This window comes from Trinickia mobilis (assembly GCF_017315705.1).
GTDB classification, from domain to species: Bacteria; Pseudomonadota; Gammaproteobacteria; order Burkholderiales; family Burkholderiaceae; genus Trinickia_A; species Trinickia_A mobilis.
Map to the genome: position 1 here is coordinate 2,801 of NZ_JAFLRF010000046.1, position 15,876 is coordinate 18,676.

Annotated in this window: 15 protein-coding genes and 2 pseudogenes; 5 read left to right on the forward strand and 12 right to left on the reverse strand. The window is 63.6% G+C overall.

The genetic code is table 11. The features are described from left to right. Positions 1 to 561: WD40 repeat domain-containing protein (locus J3489_RS38055; protein ID WP_242540479.1), on the forward strand; the 561-nt coding region annotated here is incomplete at its 5' end. Positions 562 to 931: 370 nt separating this feature from the next. Continuing rightward, positions 932 to 1,219, forward strand: a complete 288-nt coding sequence (locus J3489_RS32210; protein WP_242540480.1) for a hypothetical protein — start codon at positions 932 to 934, stop codon at positions 1,217 to 1,219. 38 nt (positions 1,220 to 1,257) lie between these two features. Here the strand turns inward: J3489_RS32210 and J3489_RS32215 are convergent, their stop codons facing one another. Then, on the reverse strand, positions 1,258 to 1,758 hold the full coding sequence (locus J3489_RS32215; protein WP_207004875.1) for a DUF2244 domain-containing protein: 501 nt from the start codon (positions 1,756 to 1,758) through the stop codon (positions 1,258 to 1,260). Positions 1,759 to 1,849: 91 nt separating this feature from the next. Next, positions 1,850 to 2,038: pseudogene (locus J3489_RS38060) on the reverse strand (DNA polymerase IV); the annotation flags it as partial. 353 nt (positions 2,039 to 2,391) lie between these two features. On the opposite strand from J3489_RS38060, the gene J3489_RS32220 reads away from it, so the two are divergent. After that, positions 2,392 to 2,802 (forward strand): hypothetical protein, encoded by a 411-nt coding sequence (locus tag J3489_RS32220; protein WP_207004876.1) that lies wholly within the window; start codon positions 2,392 to 2,394, stop codon positions 2,800 to 2,802. 836 nt (positions 2,803 to 3,638) lie between these two features. On the opposite strand, the gene J3489_RS32225 is transcribed toward J3489_RS32220, so the two are convergent. The 3 genes and pseudogenes from J3489_RS32225 to J3489_RS32235 form a co-directional block, all read right to left on the reverse strand. Next, entirely contained in the window at positions 3,639 to 3,800 is a 162-nt protein-coding gene (locus J3489_RS32225; RefSeq protein ID WP_207004906.1) for a hypothetical protein, read from the reverse strand. Between the two features lie 158 nt (positions 3,801 to 3,958). Next, positions 3,959 to 4,483 (reverse strand): annotated as a pseudogene (locus J3489_RS38660) (FAD-binding oxidoreductase); the annotation flags it as partial. A gap of 100 nt (positions 4,484 to 4,583) precedes the next feature. Further along, the gene (locus J3489_RS32235; protein WP_374193510.1) at positions 4,584 to 5,042 is read right to left on the reverse strand and encodes a tyrosine-type recombinase/integrase; all 459 of its coding nucleotides are present in this window, start codon (positions 5,040 to 5,042) and stop codon (positions 4,584 to 4,586) included. Between the two features lie 300 nt (positions 5,043 to 5,342). On the opposite strand from J3489_RS32235, the gene J3489_RS32240 reads away from it, so the two are divergent. Further along, positions 5,343 to 6,119: a hypothetical protein gene (locus tag J3489_RS32240; RefSeq protein WP_207004877.1), complete on the forward strand. Its 777-nt coding sequence runs from the start codon at positions 5,343 to 5,345 to the stop codon at positions 6,117 to 6,119. A 249-nt stretch (positions 6,120 to 6,368) separates the two neighbouring features. On the opposite strand, the gene J3489_RS32245 is transcribed toward J3489_RS32240, so the two are convergent. From J3489_RS32245 to J3489_RS32255, 3 genes are all read right to left on the reverse strand, one after another. Next, positions 6,369 to 6,623 (reverse strand): hypothetical protein, encoded by a 255-nt coding sequence (locus tag J3489_RS32245; protein ID WP_207004878.1) that lies wholly within the window; start codon positions 6,621 to 6,623, stop codon positions 6,369 to 6,371. A gap of 264 nt (positions 6,624 to 6,887) precedes the next feature. Continuing rightward, positions 6,888 to 7,232: a DoxX family protein gene (locus J3489_RS32250; RefSeq protein ID WP_207004879.1), complete on the reverse strand. Its 345-nt coding sequence runs from the start codon at positions 7,230 to 7,232 to the stop codon at positions 6,888 to 6,890. A gap of 2 nt (positions 7,233 to 7,234) precedes the next feature. Further along, a complete protein-coding gene (locus J3489_RS32255) occupies positions 7,235 to 8,158 on the reverse strand; it encodes an NAD-dependent epimerase/dehydratase family protein (protein WP_207004880.1) in 924 nt (307 codons plus the stop codon). A gap of 128 nt (positions 8,159 to 8,286) precedes the next feature. Between J3489_RS32255 and J3489_RS32260 the strand changes: the two genes are divergently transcribed. Continuing rightward, a complete protein-coding gene (locus J3489_RS32260) occupies positions 8,287 to 8,892 on the forward strand; it encodes a TetR/AcrR family transcriptional regulator (RefSeq protein ID WP_207004881.1) in 606 nt (201 codons plus the stop codon). 705 nt (positions 8,893 to 9,597) lie between these two features. Here the strand turns inward: J3489_RS32260 and J3489_RS32265 are convergent. From J3489_RS32265 to J3489_RS32280, 4 genes are all read right to left on the reverse strand, one after another. Then, positions 9,598 to 9,960 carry a BON domain-containing protein gene (locus J3489_RS32265; RefSeq protein ID WP_207004882.1) on the reverse strand — a complete coding sequence of 121 codons (363 nt, stop codon included), beginning with the start codon at positions 9,958 to 9,960 and terminating at the stop codon, positions 9,598 to 9,600. A 30-nt stretch (positions 9,961 to 9,990) separates the two neighbouring features. Next, entirely contained in the window at positions 9,991 to 11,124 is a 1,134-nt protein-coding gene (locus tag J3489_RS32270; RefSeq protein ID WP_207004883.1) for a porin, read from the reverse strand. 62 nt (positions 11,125 to 11,186) lie between these two features. After that, positions 11,187 to 12,854 carry a fatty acid--CoA ligase gene (locus tag J3489_RS32275; RefSeq protein WP_309491455.1) on the reverse strand — a complete coding sequence of 556 codons (1,668 nt, stop codon included), beginning with the start codon at positions 12,852 to 12,854 and terminating at the stop codon, positions 11,187 to 11,189. Positions 12,855 to 12,989: 135 nt separating this feature from the next. Then, positions 12,990 to 15,680, reverse strand: a complete 2,691-nt coding sequence (locus J3489_RS32280) for a winged helix-turn-helix domain-containing protein (protein WP_207004884.1) — start codon at positions 15,678 to 15,680, stop codon at positions 12,990 to 12,992. Positions 15,681 to 15,876 lie beyond the last annotated feature (196 nt).

Here is a 15,876-nt window from a genome sequence, read left to right on the forward strand (position 1 = left end):
GCGTCCGTGGATCGGACCGCGCGCGCGTGGGACGCGGCGATGGGCGAACAGATCTTGATGCTCAGCGGGCATCAGGAGCCGGTTGTTTCCGCCGCCTTCAGCCCGGACGGCCAGCGGGTGGTGACCACGTCCGGAGACCAGACCGCGCGGGTGTGGGACGCGGCCACGGGCAAACAGATCGCCCAGCTCAGCGGGCATCAGGGGTCAGTTTTTTGCACCGCCTTCAGCCCGGACGGCCAGCGGGTAGTGACCGCGTCCGCGGATCAGACCGCGCGGGTGTGGGACGTGGGGACCGGCCAGATGATCGCCCAGCTCGGCGGGCATCAGGGGGCAGTTTTTTCCGCCGCCTTCAGCCCGGACAGCCAGCGGGTGGTGACCGCGTCCGCTGACGGGACCGCGCGGGTGTGGCCTATCCGATGGCTCATGCAGTATCGAGGTCGGAGCCTGGCTGAAGCTGTGTGTAAGGAAAAGCTCGTGGGCGCAAACCTGCTCACAGCCGATGATGAAGCTGCCCTTTCTCTCATACGCGGGCGCCAGGGCGAAAACGTGTGTGATCGGTAACGTGGAGACTGGACAGGGAGCGGCATGCCGCAATACGTTCAGCAGTCGGCGGTCGTCGAAAGGAGCCTGTCGGCCGCAGACCGTGATGCCGGGCGTCGCGATACCGCGTTCGGTGCCATGCTGACCCAGTTGCCAGTTGCCAGTTGCTGGCCGCGGCCGTGCTGGCCACGATGGCGGCCGCCGCCGGCGAGAACGCCGCGCATGTGCCGCTGCATGACGTGGGACAGATCGCCGACGCGCTCTATGCGCTGCTGGGCGGGGCGGTCTTTGTATGGGCGTGCTCGGCGCCGCGATGGTGGCGGCGCTCGTGTGGTCTCTCCCGCTCCCGTGGGGCCTCGATGAAATCGCAGGCTAGCGCCGTGCACTGGCCTTGCATCCGTTCGAGGCGCGATGGTTCTACGGGGTCTACGCGGCAGCGGTGATCGGCAGTGCGGCGTTCGTCGCGCGCGTGCCGGACCTTCTGTCGCTCAACATCGCCGCCCAGGCGCTCAACGCTTTGCTGCTGCCGCTGGTTGCAGGATGGCGGATGGCGCTGGCGAGCGGCAATGCGTTGCCCGCTGCAGAGCGCGTGCGCGGCGCAAACCGGGTGGCGCTGATCATTGGCGTGAGCATCGCGTGCGGCATCGGCATCGTCGGGGCGCTCGGCGTGTTGCTGTGAGGCCGATCAGACATGCCGGGAGACCATCGGCCGGCATGTCAACAGCCGGCCACGACAAAGCGGCGCAATTGACGCACGAACTCCGCGCGGGCGGCGGCAGGCAATTGCCGTCCGACGGGAATACGCTGCCAGCCGTCGCAAAGGTAGATGGCGCCATCGCTGTCGCCGAGAGACACGGCCAAGCGGGCCGCATTCATCCGATGCATCGTGCGCCGTCCGCGCTCGTGTACTTCGACGATCACGAACGGGGGCGCGAACGTCAGCACCTCGCCGTCCGTCGCGTGCCTGGAGTAGGCGATAAAGGCGATGCCGACGGCCACGGTGCAAAGCATCGAGAAGGGCAGCGCGAGCCACACGCCGAACGCGAATGCCGCTGCCACGCCGATGGCGACGACGAGCGCCATGAGGAACACGGTCGCGGCGAGCGACTGCCGCGGTGTGAGGGAGCAGTTGCGCTTGATGCGCCACTCGCGGCTCGGCACACCTTCCTCGCCGTCGAAAGGGCCGGGCCCGTACGACCGCCTGAAGTATGCGTACATGATCGAGAGTCCCGCGTCGTGGAGCCATTCGTGACGCGCAATGCGCGTGCCGCTCTGCCTTCGTGAGTATCACACGTTCGAGACGCCGCCCCTGCAATAACCCAAGGTCGGCCGCAGCGAGTTCCCCGACCGTGACGATTCCAATTTTGGCGAGACGCTCATTCGCGCGCGGGCCGATGCCGTTCACCTTTTTCGCCGCCAATGGCCAGATGCGGAACTCCAGATCTGCCATCATGAGAATCGTGAGGCCATCGGGCTTATCCAACTCGGAGCCGATCTCCCCCCAACTCATCCTGATAGTGATCTAAGGGAAGACTGGTTCGACGAATCCTTTGCGGGCACCAACTCCACCTTGCGTCTCCTGCGCTATCCGGTTCGTACGCCCGAGTCGCCGACGGGACTTGGCGAACGTGCCTACGTCTCCTACGAGGGACAGCATCGCCCCAGGATGGTGGGTGAGCACGTCGATTCCGGAATTCTCACACTGCTCTCCGCGGCTTATTCAGCGCGACGAGTGGGCAGGCCAATGCGATTGCTCATAATTCGGCGGATCGGCAGCGTGTGGTGCAAGGCGTCGATCGCGGCGCAGGCGCTAAACTATTAGTGTCGGTATCGTCCGAGGAGGTGTCCATCATGGCAATCGAAGTCAAGGATCCCAACTACGAGCTCGGCGAGAAGGCGACATATGTCACCGTCAACGGCGTCAAGTATGTAATCGTCCGCGCGGATGCCTGGTTCGACCAGATCGGGGCCGAGAATGCCCCTGCGCCGGGTGGCAAAGCGCTGTCGCTTCCGCTGGGGGACGTAACCAAGGGCAGTGGAAAATTTTACGGCGTGAAAACCGTCAAGCTCGCCGTCAACCGTGACCATCCGTCCTATCACGCAGCGGCGCACAGGGCGACTTACTACCCTGCAGATCAGGTGACGTTTACGACCGTCTCCAGGAAGAAGCTGCGCCCCGGCAGTTCGGCGCATAGCAAAACTGATCGTGTCGGGCGCGGCAAGGTCGGCGTGGGCGGCATGCGCACCAAGTCGCACAGCTGACGGCGCGCGGGTCGAGTCGCAACTTCTTGGTCGAGGGGCTAGCGGGACGCGTCCCGCTTTTCTTTGATCGCCTTCGCCTTGTCCTTCCGCCAGCTTAGGAAGTTAGTCACCGCGGCCGCGATGAACGTGACGATAGTGGACGCCGACGACGCAATGAGTGTCTTTTCCTCAGTATCTAGCGAAGGCGTTGTCGGTTGATATGGGGAAGCGGATGCAAATGGGATTGCCGGGACGCTTCCCGACAAGGGTTGTGATGTGCTTTTCGACTGCACGACGGTTACTTGCGGCAGCGGGTTCCCCGACATGTAACGCACGAAAAGGGCGGCTGTTATGCAAAAAAAGCCCACAAAGAGACCAAGGAATAACCGACAAAACAGCTCGAGCCTGGTGCAATTTGCCACGCCTGCCTCCGTCTTCATCGACGGTTGCCGCACTCTTATATTGCGCCGGAATCTCGCGGAATTGACATCCCAGGCGTTTAAAGACTGGAGGGCGGCCCCAGGGGCGCATTGCCGAGACGCGACGCGTTCAGGGTATTCATTCGATTGGTGCGAAAACTGGACCATGCGCTTTGTGACAATCAAGTCTGTCGATCAGCAGGCCATTCAACACCAACGCGGAAAGACGTCACGTGACAGGCGCGCAGCACTATTATCCAATGCTACCGGGCAAGCCTGAAGAAACCCTTAAGCTGTCCTTTGGTTTGGTAAGGAATCGTTCGGCGCCATTCGCCGCGTGCCGCCGGACGCGTCGGGCGCGTGCCGACCCGTAACGGTCACCGAAGGCTCCTGACAGCGGACATTCCGACGCGGCCCTTCTTTACGATGGCAAAGGTCTTAGTAGCGCTCGGCTGAAGTATCGAGCTTCCAAAAATCGCTTTCCAGACCAGTAGAGCGGAATATCTCGACGGCCTGGACTGGCGTCCATTTTTCCCAGTCCGCGTCGGCGTGATGCGAATACCAACTCCGAGCGAGTTCCGCCAATTGTGTAATTGGCATGATTTCGCCCAATGGAAGTTGGTGTCTCCTTCCCCAATCGGCAACGTCTGCTGGGGACCGAAATGGAAGAACGCGAGCGTAGCGCCGCCCCTTCGGCTGCGTGGCATCGAGCAAACTCTGCTGCGAAACGTAGGAGCGACGCTGCAGCACGTCGCTGTTAGGCCGGCAATGCCGGTATTCGAGACGAAGCCCAGCGGCGTCGCGAGGCCATGTACCTGCGTTTCGCGGTCGACGTCACCAAGCAGGCACCCTGCCTGCGCACGCGCGGTGCGTGCCCGAGGATCGACCCAGACGCCGCGCATGAGCGACATATCCAACATCAAACCTTCGTCGCACGTCGCCACCCCGGCCACGTTGTGACCGCCACCCTTGATAGAGAGAGGTAGGCCGTATTCACCCGCGAACCTTAGACAAGCGGTAATGTCGGCAACGCCGAGGCAGCGCACAACGAGTGCTGGCCGACGATCAATCATGGCGTTCCAGACCGTGCGTGAAGTCTCGTATTCCGAGTCGCCCGGAACGAGGAGCGGGCCGCGCAGAAGAGGCCTTAGCTCATCGATCGACCTCGTGTTTAGACAGGCCATGTAACCCTCACCTGCATAGGTATAAGTTACCAGTCTAAGTTCGAGCCTTGGACGAGACCAGGACAACTTGGTGTCGAAAAGCGCTCCCACCCGTCGCATCGTGCATCGATGAAACCGGGAGCGACGAGTGGATAATCATCATCGGCGACTGTCGCCTGCTGGCCGGACAGTGCCCGGTTACCGTCCGGCCGACCGTCGCTCAAGCCTCCGTCTGTTCTGCCATCTCGAGCGCATCATCGACCTCGATGCCCAGATATCGCACCGTACTTTCAAGTTTCGTATGACCGAGTAGCAGCTGTACCGCCCGGAGGTTTTTCGTGCGGCGGTAAATCAGCGAAGCTTTGGTTCGACGCATGGTGTGCGTCCCGTACGCCGTATCGTCAAGCCCGATCGACCCGATCCAGCGATGCACCAGGCGGGCGTATTGACGCGTCGAAAGGTGTGGCGACCCGTGAATGCGGCTCGGGAACAGAAAGTCGGAAGGCGACAGTCTCGCTGCCTTGATCCAGGCTTCCGCACTATCTCTGGTGCCGCGCTGACAACGGTAGTCGCCTCCATGACAATCTCCTTTCAAGTGAAGGGAGTGCCAGTCTGCGCCGACCACCAGGGGACGATAACCGACCCACAAGAGACCGTCGAACGTGTCGATAGCAGCCACTCAGGTCGCTTACGTTCCGGCGACCGAACCCACCCGCGAATACCCGACAAAGCATTCCGAATTGCTGATCCCCAGATGACGCAGCACTGATTCGTGAACGACGCGATTGCGCGGGGTTGATTGGCGCCCGCCGCACCTGCTGCCCCCATTTGTACGCTATCGCACGGAAGCCCGCCGCCGGGGCGGTGTTGCCGACTTATCCTGTGAGCGATGGGCAGGATCGCCATGCAATGGCCCACTCCGGTTTCGCCGCAGTCAAGACGAAGTTTGAACAGGTCGCTCTAACGCCAGGAGATGGTCATGCTGCGTCTACGCTCCGCCTGGTCGACCATCGCGCTCGCCAGGCTCGCGAACTTTCTCATCTTGGCGATGATGTCGGGCGGGGTGCTTAACGCGTTGACCGGCTGTGGGGGGAACGCGGTCACGCCCCCGCCTTCCGCGAGCATCCCTCCGCCTGGGATCCCCACCAGCGCGGGGCCCTCTGGATTCTTCAAGATCTGCAAGGGGCAGACGTACGCGCTCTGCGCGACCGCCAGCTGCACCGTGGTGAACCAGGTGGCCTACTGCCAATGCGACGTCGAACAGGGGGACAGCATCAGCTTGCCGCTGAAGGTCGACGGCCAGGATGTTTGCTCGATAAACGCCAACGGCGTCGACAACGGGTACATGGTGAGCACGTTCAGCGTGCCAGAGTCCGTTGTCGCGCCAGATGGCGACAGCGCGCTCTATACTTGCCCGGCAGGGTCTGACGGCGGCTACGCGCAATGCGACGGCGGCATTTGCTTCACCAGCAGCGAGGGCAGCGTGTTTCCCGGGTTCGGCGAGCAGCTCGGCAGCGCGGAAATCATCTGCGCGTGCCCGATAAGCGTGACCCCGGACTCCCCAGTCGGCTTCCAGATCGCAGGCCCCTTTCCTTGCGACAAATCGTATTTCCGCTATTGCAAGAGCCAGTTCGCCAACACCAGAACAGGCTCGACGGTCAAGGTAGGCGCCCCGACCGGGACGGCGAAATTCCTCGCCCGGAAGCTAAACGGAAGCGTGCCGAAGTTGAACGAGTGCCGTCTTCCGCCTCAGTAAGTGCGAGAGCGCAAAGCCAGGCTTCAGTCGCCCGTCGCAAGAGCGCCTGCCTCCGGAGCGCGTTTGGACGCCGCTTAGGGCAGGAGCCGGATTGGCTCGGCCCTTTGCCCTGCCACGCCAGTAGTCCAGTCTCTTATACCGCCGCCCGGCGTGGCGGGAGCGACGGCAAGGGCTTGCTGAAAATACTGCGAGGTCTCGCACATGACCACTCTTGGCCCGTGGGCCGCCCATTTCGATAATGGGTCGCAGTCAAAGGCTGAATTCAAGAATTTTTCCATCGGCAGCAGCCGAAGCAAGAAGGCTTCGTAGCATGACCAGTTGCGAGATAAGATCCGTCCGCTGAACCTCGACGGTGTGGGCGTCTCCGTCTGGGGACCAACCGCAAACGAAGCGGACCTTTTCTTCACCCTGCGATTCAAGCGATCGAACCAAGGACTCTAACTCGGACGCAATTTGTGCAAGAACCGCAGGTTCAGCCTCATCCTCTTCGAATTGGTCGAACATCGTTCCCAGCGAGTTGTTGATTCGATTCCAGAATCCCGACGCGAAGAGCCACTCTGAGTTTCCCGTGCAACGTAAAGCGGTGATCTGCGGCAGGCGACCCGCAGCGCCCAGCCATCGCTACAAAAAGCAGACACGTGACGCACGTGATCAAATTGGAGTTGCTCCAATGCCGCTATCCATGTGGGTATTTCAAGTACATGCAGCACGGATTGCCCGCGCTGCCTGTTAGCGTCCCGGGCTCACTCGCCTGGCGGCGAGCAAGCCTCAACCGCGGAGCGCCGCAGCACCCACAACGAGAGCCGAGAAGATCAGCGCCGGGGCGAGATGCCCGAACGGCTCCCGGTTTCGTAGCAACGTGAAGAGCGCGACGACCATGATCGCACCGGCCAGCGTTAGGCCTAAAACTCTGGTTTGTTGTCCAAAAAGAAGTGCCGCACACAACAGCTCAAGAGCGCCACAGAGCAAATGAAACCATGCCGGATAACCCCAGCGTGCGAAGTCGCGCTTCACCGCGCCGCGTCCTGCGAGATTGACCGCCCCAGCAACCGCGAACAGAACCGCTACGATCATCGCGAGAATCGACTCGAAAGATGCACTGTTCCACGCCATGGTCATGCTCCGTTGCTTTGCTGAAAGTGCTTCTGTACAGAGAGGTCCGCAATCAGGCCGGGGCCGTGGGGTTCCCACGCAAGAACTCGCCGGGCATGCTGGCCGCTTACTGTCTGATCGAGCGCCAGTGCGCCAGCAAATGGCCCAAGCGATTTGCGAGCATCGTCGAGCGGCCAAAATTCGACGCGGTCGGCGCCGACCGAGGCCCGAATCGCTGCGCCTATTTCGGCAACGGCAACGGCATCTTCCGCGACCACGTTGAAGATCTGTCCCGCGACTCGACCGTCCCCACTTGCCGCCCGCTCCACCGCGCTCAGGTAGGCCGTGGCGAGATCATCGACGTGAACGGCAGGCCAGTGGTTGCGACCATCGCCGACGACCCTCACACTGCCGGTCTGACGGGCCATGCCGGCAAGCATGCCGAAGACGCCGCCGCCGTAGCCGTGCACCATCGCCGGCCTGAGGATCACTGCAGCAATCGAGCGGCGTGCTGCTAGCGCCAGCACCTGTTGCTCCACTGCGGGCCGCCAGGCGATGAGTGGTGTCGGGTTCAGCGTCGATGCTTCAGTCGCGGGCTCCCCCTCCGTATTGCCGTAGACCCAGGTGCCCGACGTATAGACAAACGCCGCGCCCGGATGCAAATGCGAAAGCATCGCTACAGCCGCGGCCTCATCAGCGGCAGCGGCGGAAGCATCGTTGGTCGACGCGGTGTGCACCACGCCATCAGCGGCACCGGCAGTCGCAGCGAAAGACTGTGGCTCGCGCAGGTCGCCGGAATGCAGTGTCACACCGAGACGTGCCAGCGCGCTGGCGGCCGCCGAGCTGTCCTCGCGCACCAGCGCCGTCACCTGATGGCCGAGGCTGATCGCCTTGCGCGCGACCGCTTGCCCGATGAAGCCAGTACCACCTGTAATGAACAGTTTCAAAGCGTTCTCCAATGATTGACTGCGAAGTTGAATAGTCACACAAACGAGACCCACCGGTCTCGTTTCGACAAATCTAAACGAGACTGACCAGTCTTGTCAACTACTCGACGATCTGTTATTTATCTGGCATGAACACGTCCTCTCTCCCCGACCTGAGCCCGCTGCAGCACCGTAAGCGGTCCGCCATCCTCGACGGCGCGAAAACCGTTTTTTTAAGCCAGGGTTTCGGCCTGGCAACGATGGATGATGTCGCCGCGGCCGCTGGCGTCGGCAAACAGACGGTCTACCGCCACTTCAAGTCGAAGGAGGCGCTCTTCGTTGGCCTGGTGAGCGCGATGTGCGCTCAGGTGGGTGGACTTCTTGCCAGCGCTCAGGACGAGCAATCCGATGGATCACCCGAAGTCGAGTTGCGCGAGTTGGGATGGGTGTTGGCACAAATCCTTATCGCGCCGGATAATCTGCGGCTTTACCGGGCCATCGTTGCTGAGGCCGAGCGTCTTCCGGAACTCGGCCAGGTGTTTTACGAAAATGGTGCAAAGGGCGTGCGTGCCTTCGCCGCAAAAATTCTGCGAAGGCGATTTGACGAATCGACTGCTGCGTTGCGGGCAGCGACATTCGTTCAGTTGGTGCTAGGCGACGCGTATCTGGAACTGTCAATTGGCTACACGGTGCCCGATGTTGAAGCGCGCTTTGCGCTGCAGATTGACGAGGCGGTGGCGGCTGCACTTCGCTAAGGAGCCCTGCATAAGATGTCGAGCCACTACATGCGGCACGCAACAGCGTGTAGCGCGGGAAGCAAGACACCGCGCTTCCGATTCCGAACGCATTCGCGCACCGGTTTCCGTACGATCCAGGCGCGTTCAAAAATTGTGAGTGTCGTTTTGTGGCCGGGTGCCGCCGGACGCGTCGGGCGCGTGCCGACCCTCAACGGACGGTGGACCAAGCGCCATCTGGTCGGCTGTTTCCAAGGTACAGCAGTCATTCACTTCGTCGAGTCGCTAGGCGGATCATCGGCCTTTGCGGTTGTTGGTCCAACGACCGATCAATGGCCGCTATGAGCTGATCAGCTGACGTCGGGGCATCAACCAGTTCAGGGCATCAACCAGTTCGAACGGCAGCTTTGAGCACTCTGTTCCGTTCTCAACGTCGGCTCGCGTGCCTCACGCCATTCGATTGGCACTCGGCTCCGTCGACTTGGCCACGCTCAAGCGGTCGCTGGAAACAGTGGCCCGAGTCGTTGCCGACCAGACCTACTGACCGACAGTCGTGACGGCGCAGTCGGACTGGCAGGATTCACCGGCCGCTTGCCGATCGATGCCTTCGGCTTGATTGCAAAAGAGGGGGCGTAAGTACGGGCTTACGACCGTGCTGCCTATGCAACGTCCGCGGGATATTCCCGAGGACGTATTGAGTCCGATGCCCGAGGACCCGGGACGCACCTATTGACCGCCAAACGGTTTTTCGACCGTGAGCTTGTTGGTCACGGACGTGACGCCCGGAACGCCCTTAGCGATCTCGGCCACGTTGTCTATCTGCGACGCGTCGACGACCGTCCCATAGAGCGTCACGTCGCCGCTCTTCGCGACGACGCTGATATTTCCGGCACTGATCTCTTTGTGCTTCGCGATGGCGGCAAAGACCTTGCGGCGCAGCGCGCGATTGGCCGCGCGGTCCGATCTTGCCGACTTGACGGCGGACCCCGGCATCGCCGCGCCCTGTTCGCTCGGCTGCGACCAGGCGTGAAAGGATGCCAACGCGACCAATATGCCGCCGGCCATCCTGAGTGCGGTTCCTTTCTTCATGGGATGCTCCAGCGCTTGAGTTTGAAGGGATCAGAAGGCGTGACGGATGCCGATCATCGCCGCAGTGCTCGACGTGCCCTCCGGAACGGGCGCGCCGTAGATGATCGTCTGGCTCATATTGCCCCGGTTGTTGACGTACCCGACCTGTGCGTAGGCGCGGGTGGTCTTGGACAGGCTGTACTCGGCGCCCACGGCGAACAGATTCGATTGATTGGACGAAAAGTTCCGGTCCCTCAGGTAATAGAAGCCCGACGTGACCTTGAAGAATGGGGTGAACTGGTAGCCGAGACCGGCAGAAATCATCTCGAAGCTGTTTTGACTGCTTTTCGCGGGGTTCTTGCCGATGCTGTATGAAGTCGAAACGGAAACATCGTAAAACGTGTATTGCGCGCCAACGTACCAGAACCGGTTGTTGTTCGAGCCTGTCGCCGGCGTAACGGCGCCGTTGGGCGCAAACGGGTTGGTGTCGTCGCCGTTGTAGTACACGGCTGCCAGGTTGAGGCCGTAGTTCGAATACTTGAGCACGGCCGACTCGCGCGTGCCGCCCTGGAACTGGCCGGCGACGCCGCCAGGTGCATATTCGAGCGCGAACGATACGCCATAGAACTTCGGCGATTGGTAGACGATCGCATTGTCGTCGTACAGCGCGCCGATCGAGCCGTTCGTGCTGGTGCCCGGCCAGCCCGCAGCCTGGTTCAGGCCAAGCCACGCGGTCAGGATGCTGCCGAAGTACTGTGCGTTCCGTACGTCGGTGTCGGCCATCGCATAGATCATCGGCACGATCTGCCGGCCCAGGTCGATGGAGCCGTACGGACTCGAAACGCCCACCGTCGTCTGCTGGTTGAACATCGCGACGGCGGTCGGCGTGTCGGCCAGTCCGACCTTCCCGGTAGGCGTGTTGAACGAGCCTTGCAGCTTGAAGTTGACCTTGTAGCCGCCCCCTATATCCTCGGTGCCCTTCAAGCCCCAGATGCTCGAATAGATGCCGCCGTCCTTAAGCTCGTAGACATGCCCCAGATTGACCTTAGACTGAAAGTTACTCGCGTTCGCTCTCTGATACAAAAATCCGGTATCGAGTATGCCGTACAGCGTCACCGACGACTGCGCGTAAGCCGTGCCGGCAAACGCCACCAGCACCGCTGCCGCGGCGAGCTTGAATCTCATGTTGTCTCCTCCGGTGTGTTAGGCCCCGGCGGCGTCCGGTCCGCCGGTCTATTGCGTGAAACTCAGTCAATCCATTCGCGCAGTCGTTTTTTGTCGATCTTGCCGACGCTCGTTTTCGGAATCTCCTCGAGAAAGACGATGCGCGCCGCCTCCGGCACCGCATAGCGGCTGATGCGGTTGGCATCGGCGAGCGCGAGCAGATGCGCCCGTACCTCCTGCACCGTGACGGCATCGCCAGGCCGGTGGACGACGAGCGCCATCGGCCGCTCGCCCCATTTCTCGTCCTTCACGCCGATCACGGCGCTCTCCTGAACGCCCGGAACCTCGTTGATCAGCGACTCGATCTCGATCGACGACACCCATTCCCCGCCTGTCTTGATGACGTCTTTGATGCGGTCGACGATTTGCACGTAGCCGTCGGGATGCATGACGGCCACGTCCTGCGTGTGCAGGTAGCCGCCCGCCCACAATTGCTCCGACGCGTCCGGCTTGCCGTGATAGCCGAGCGTGAGAAACGGCGCGCGCAGCAAGATCTCTCCTTGGGCCTTGCCGTCGCGCGGAACGTCGCGCATGTCGCCGTCGACGACGCGCAACTCGACGAGCGGCACGGGGCGCCCGGCCATGCAGCGTTTGCGCACGGTCTCGTCCATGTCGATCGGCGCCGCACCCGGCGGGATTTGGGCAAGCGCGACGACAGGCCCGGTTTCCGACATGCCGTAGCCCGCGAACACGTCGATGCCCTGCGCAAGCGCCGCGCGGCACAGCACGGAGGACAGCGCAGAACCGCCGATGATCATCTTCCAGCCCGACAAGTCCTGGCTGTCGCGCCGCGCGCCGTCGACGAGCATCTGCAGGATCGTCGGTACGCAATGCGAGAACGTGACGCTTTCGGCGCGCTTCAGACGCAGGAGCACGTCGGGCAAATAGCGGCCCGGCAACACGATCTTCAGTCCGAGCATCACGGCGATGTAGGGCATACCCCAGGCGAGCACATGAAACATCGGCGTGATCGGCATGTAGACATCCTCGCGATGCAGGCGCTGGCCGTCGCGCGGCGAGGCAAGTGTCGCGGCCGTCGCGAGCGTGTGCAGCACGATCTGACGGTGGCTGTAGCTCACGCCCTTCGGATCGCCAGTCGTGCCGGTCGTGTAGAACAACGCCGCGCGGGTGCGCTCGTCGACATCCTCGAACGCGAAATCGGGCGAGGCGGCTTCCATCAGGCGCTCGTATTCGCCCGCGATCGGCAGAGAAGACGCGAGCGGCATGGCGTAACCGTCGTCGGGGGCGACGATCACTGCAGGGCATTGCACGAGATCCTTGCGGAGGCGTTCTAGCAACGGCAGGAATTCGGCATGTACCACGAGTACTTCGGCACCCGAATCGTTGAGCGTATAGGCGATCTGCTGCGGCGAGATGCGCATGTTCACGGTGAACATCGTCGCGCCCATCATCGGAATCGCGAAATAACTCTCGAGGTAGCGGTGACTGTCCCAGTCCATGACCGCGACGGTGGTGCCCGACTTCACGCCCAGCGAGGACAGCATGCTGGCGAGCTGGCCGATGCGCCTGCGCAGGCAGGTGTAGTCGTAGCGCAGCTCGCCGCGGTAAGTAATCTCCTGGTCCGCGCTGACAGCCAGCGCATTCACCAGCAACTGCTTGACGAGCAGCGGGTACTCGTACGCCGACGGCGTGCGCGTCACGAGGTGTTGATGTACGGGGGTTGCTTGCACAGCGTGTGTTCCTTGCGAGGAAATCGTCGATGCGTGTTTGTGCCACACCACGCAATCAAGCATATCCAAGGGACACCGCCCGCTCCCCTCCCGTCGAGGGAGGGTGGGTTCAGGAGAACGCCGCTGGCTCCTCCGCTACGTGCTCTCGAGCAGGCCCAGCACCAGAGCCCTATGCACCACGTGCTTGCGCGAGCCGGCGTCGAGCTTGCCGAACAGGTTCTTCAGGTGCCACTTCACCGTCCCCTCGCCGATCGCCGCTGCGACAGCGATTTCCTTGTTGGAGAAATTGCGCGCGAGCAGTTCGAGGATCTCCCGTTCCTTCGGCGTCAGCACGACGCTCGGCACCGCGCGCGGCCCGCTCGTCGCGCGGTGCGCCGGCGCCGGCGCGACGGGCTGCACGGGCATGACGTAGGCCGGCTGTCCTGATTCGCCCATGTCCTTGGCCACGCGCTCGATCCAGTCGGCCAGCGCCGGATGCGCGTCGATCAGCGTGCGCGCCAAGCCGCCCGCCTGCGCGAGATTCATCGCCTCCAGCAGCAACGGCCGCCCGCCGCCGCTCGTCTGCTCGAGCGCCAGGGCGCGCAGCGCCATGATCTCGACGCGATAGCGGCCGAGCCTCATCGCGTCGGCGAGCTCGCCAGCCTGGGCCAGTGCGTCGAGCGCCCGGCGCCAGTCTCGCGAGGCGATCGCCGCGCCGGCGTGCGACAGTGCGCCCAGCAGCGTCATCGAACGCCGCCAGAGCGGCCCGTGGCGCGCCGACTCGTGCCGGATCAGGTTGTCGAGCCGCTGCATCAGCCCGTCGCACGTTTCTCCCCGGTCGCGCCCGGCATGCAGGCGGATCTGCTCGGCGAGGCTGACGGCGCACAGGCGCGGCTGCCTGCGCGCGACGCCCATCGCGTATAGGGCCTCCAGCAAGTCCACCGCGCGATGCTCGCGCCCCTGCGCCGCGGCGATGTGCGCCGCGGTGCAGTAGGCGATCATCACCGTTTCCGGGGTGCCGCCGCGCTCCAGCACGTCGAGCCGGTGTGCCAGCAACGCCGCCGCACGATCGATGCGGTCGGCCTCGTAGGCCTGCAACGCGCCCATCGCCGCGAACATGCAGGTAAGCGGATGGCGCTGCCCCAGGTCAGCCTCGGCGCTCGCGAGCGCGGGCGACAGCACTTCGTCCGCGAGATGCAACTGGCCTTCCCATAGATGGCTCAACGCCGCGATGTGGTCACCCCAGCGTGCCAGGTAGCCGATGCCTTTGCCGACCTCGCCGCGCGGCACGCGCTGAAGGTAACGCCGCGCGTGCGCCGGTTCGCCGAGCAGCATCGCCCGCGCCGCCAGCCGGTTCGCATGGGCCTGCGCGAGCCACGACGCGCTGTCGGGCGGCGCATCGGCCCACGGCTCGAAAATTTCGACGAAGCGGTCGATTTCGTCGGCGTAGTAGGCCGCCGCGCTCCGGATCAGCGCGCATTCATAGCGCAGCTCGCGATCCGTCTTCCGACCCGCCTCGATGCGCTCGACCTGCCGTTCGGCTTCCTCGTGACGCTCGCCCAGCGCAAGCGCCCACGCGGCGGCGAGCCGCAGCCGCGGCCGGCCCTCGAGTTCCACTTCGGGCAGCAAGTCGAGCCAGTCGAGCACGGCCTGAAGACGGCCCTGTTTCACGGCGTCGTGCAGGCAACGTTCGGCAAGCTCGTAAGCAGTTACGAGCTCGCCCGCAGCATGAGCGTGGCGCGCGGCCTCCTCGATCATGCCCTGCTCGGTCAGCCAGTCGGCCGCGCGGCCGTGCAGTTGCGTCAGCGCTTCGTCCGTGAACTGCCCCGCGCGCACCCTGAGCACTTCGCGCACCAGCGTATGCAACCGGCACCAGGCATTGTCCTCGGACGTGACGAACACGGGCGTCTCGCGCGTGAGTTGCGCCAGCCGCCCCGGCGCATTCGCGTCGCCCGTCAGCGCGCGGCACAGGTCCGGGTGCAGCATGTCGACGATGCTGATGCGCGTCAGAAACGCCTTGTCGTCGTCGGACAGCTTGGCGAGCAATGCGCCGACGAGATGATCGCGCAGCGCGCCCTTGTTCGACGCCATCGCCTCGACGACCTGCAGCGGGTCGGCCGCGCGCGCCATCGCGGCGATCGCGAGCTGCAGGCCGAGCGGCCAGCCGTCGGTGAGCTGGAACAGGCGCGCGCACGCGTCGGCATCGATGCGCGCCCCGAAGCGCTCGCCGATCAACTCGATGGTTTCATCGAGGCGAAAACCGAGCCGGTCCGGCCCCACCAGCACGCCCTGCCCGTAGGCCAGCAGATCGTCGACCGCGACATCGAGCCCGAGCCGCGCCGCCACCACCACGCGCAAATTCCGGGGCGCATTGCGCAAGACGTAGGCGAGCGCGTCCCGGCCCGCGTCGGGCAGCCGCTCGGCCTCGTCGACGATCAACAGCACGTCGCCCGGCAGTTGCGACGCTTCCGCGAGCCAAGCTGTCACGCCTTCCAGCTCGCCGAGCGACGCCATGCCGCCATCCATCAGCAGCCGCCCGAACGACGGCCGCGCGCAGCCCGACCGGACGGCCTGCACGAGACCCAGCAGGAAGCGCTGCGCGTCGTCGCGCTCGTCCGACGAAAACCAGACGACCGCGACGCCGCGCGCCAGCTGCTCGCGGCGCCACTGTGCGAGCAGCGACGTCTTGCCGTAGCCGGCCGGCGCCTGGATCACGACGACGGGGCAGTCGCGGACATACGGGTCCTCACTGGCGAGACGCGCGCGCATCAGCAGATGCGGCTGCGTACGAGGCGCGGTGGTTTTCAGCAGGAATTCGGCTACGGCGCTATCGATCAGGGTGGTCATCGTTTCGTGAATTCGTCGCTGGGGCCTCGCAGCGGTCCATGCGCCACCGCGGGAAAACACGCCTCCCTGCCCCACACCCGGCGGCCCCTCCCCTCGCGAGAGGGGTGAACGGAAGGCGACGGCACTACGATACTTTCCAGCAGATGTTTCACAAGAGGGAAAACCATGGCATGTGCGTTGTCCCGTCCGATCGAAC

What these genes read in the sequence shown, in the direction of transcription:
- J3489_RS32215 (WP_207004875.1), bottom strand. Translation starts at nt 1,758, where the DNA reads ATGTACGCATACTTCAGGCGGTCGTACGGGCCCGGCCCTTTCGACGGC.
- J3489_RS32220 (WP_207004876.1), top strand. Translation starts at nt 2,392, where the DNA reads ATGGCAATCGAAGTCAAGGATCCCAACTACGAGCTCGGCGAGAAGGCG.
- J3489_RS32225 (WP_207004906.1), bottom strand. Translation starts at nt 3,800, where the DNA reads ATGCCAATTACACAATTGGCGGAACTCGCTCGGAGTTGGTATTCGCAT.
- J3489_RS32240 (WP_207004877.1), top strand. Translation starts at nt 5,343, where the DNA reads ATGCTGCGTCTACGCTCCGCCTGGTCGACCATCGCGCTCGCCAGGCTC.
- J3489_RS32245 (WP_207004878.1), bottom strand. Translation starts at nt 6,623, where the DNA reads ATGTTCGACCAATTCGAAGAGGATGAGGCTGAACCTGCGGTTCTTGCA.
- J3489_RS32250 (WP_207004879.1), bottom strand. Translation starts at nt 7,232, where the DNA reads ATGGCGTGGAACAGTGCATCTTTCGAGTCGATTCTCGCGATGATCGTA.
- J3489_RS32260 (WP_207004881.1), top strand. Translation starts at nt 8,287, where the DNA reads ATGAACACGTCCTCTCTCCCCGACCTGAGCCCGCTGCAGCACCGTAAG.
- J3489_RS32265 (WP_207004882.1), bottom strand. Translation starts at nt 9,960, where the DNA reads ATGAAGAAAGGAACCGCACTCAGGATGGCCGGCGGCATATTGGTCGCG.
- J3489_RS32270 (WP_207004883.1), bottom strand. Translation starts at nt 11,124, where the DNA reads ATGAGATTCAAGCTCGCCGCGGCAGCGGTGCTGGTGGCGTTTGCCGGC.
- J3489_RS32280 (WP_207004884.1), bottom strand. Translation starts at nt 15,680, where the DNA reads ATGACCACCCTGATCGATAGCGCCGTAGCCGAATTCCTGCTGAAAACC.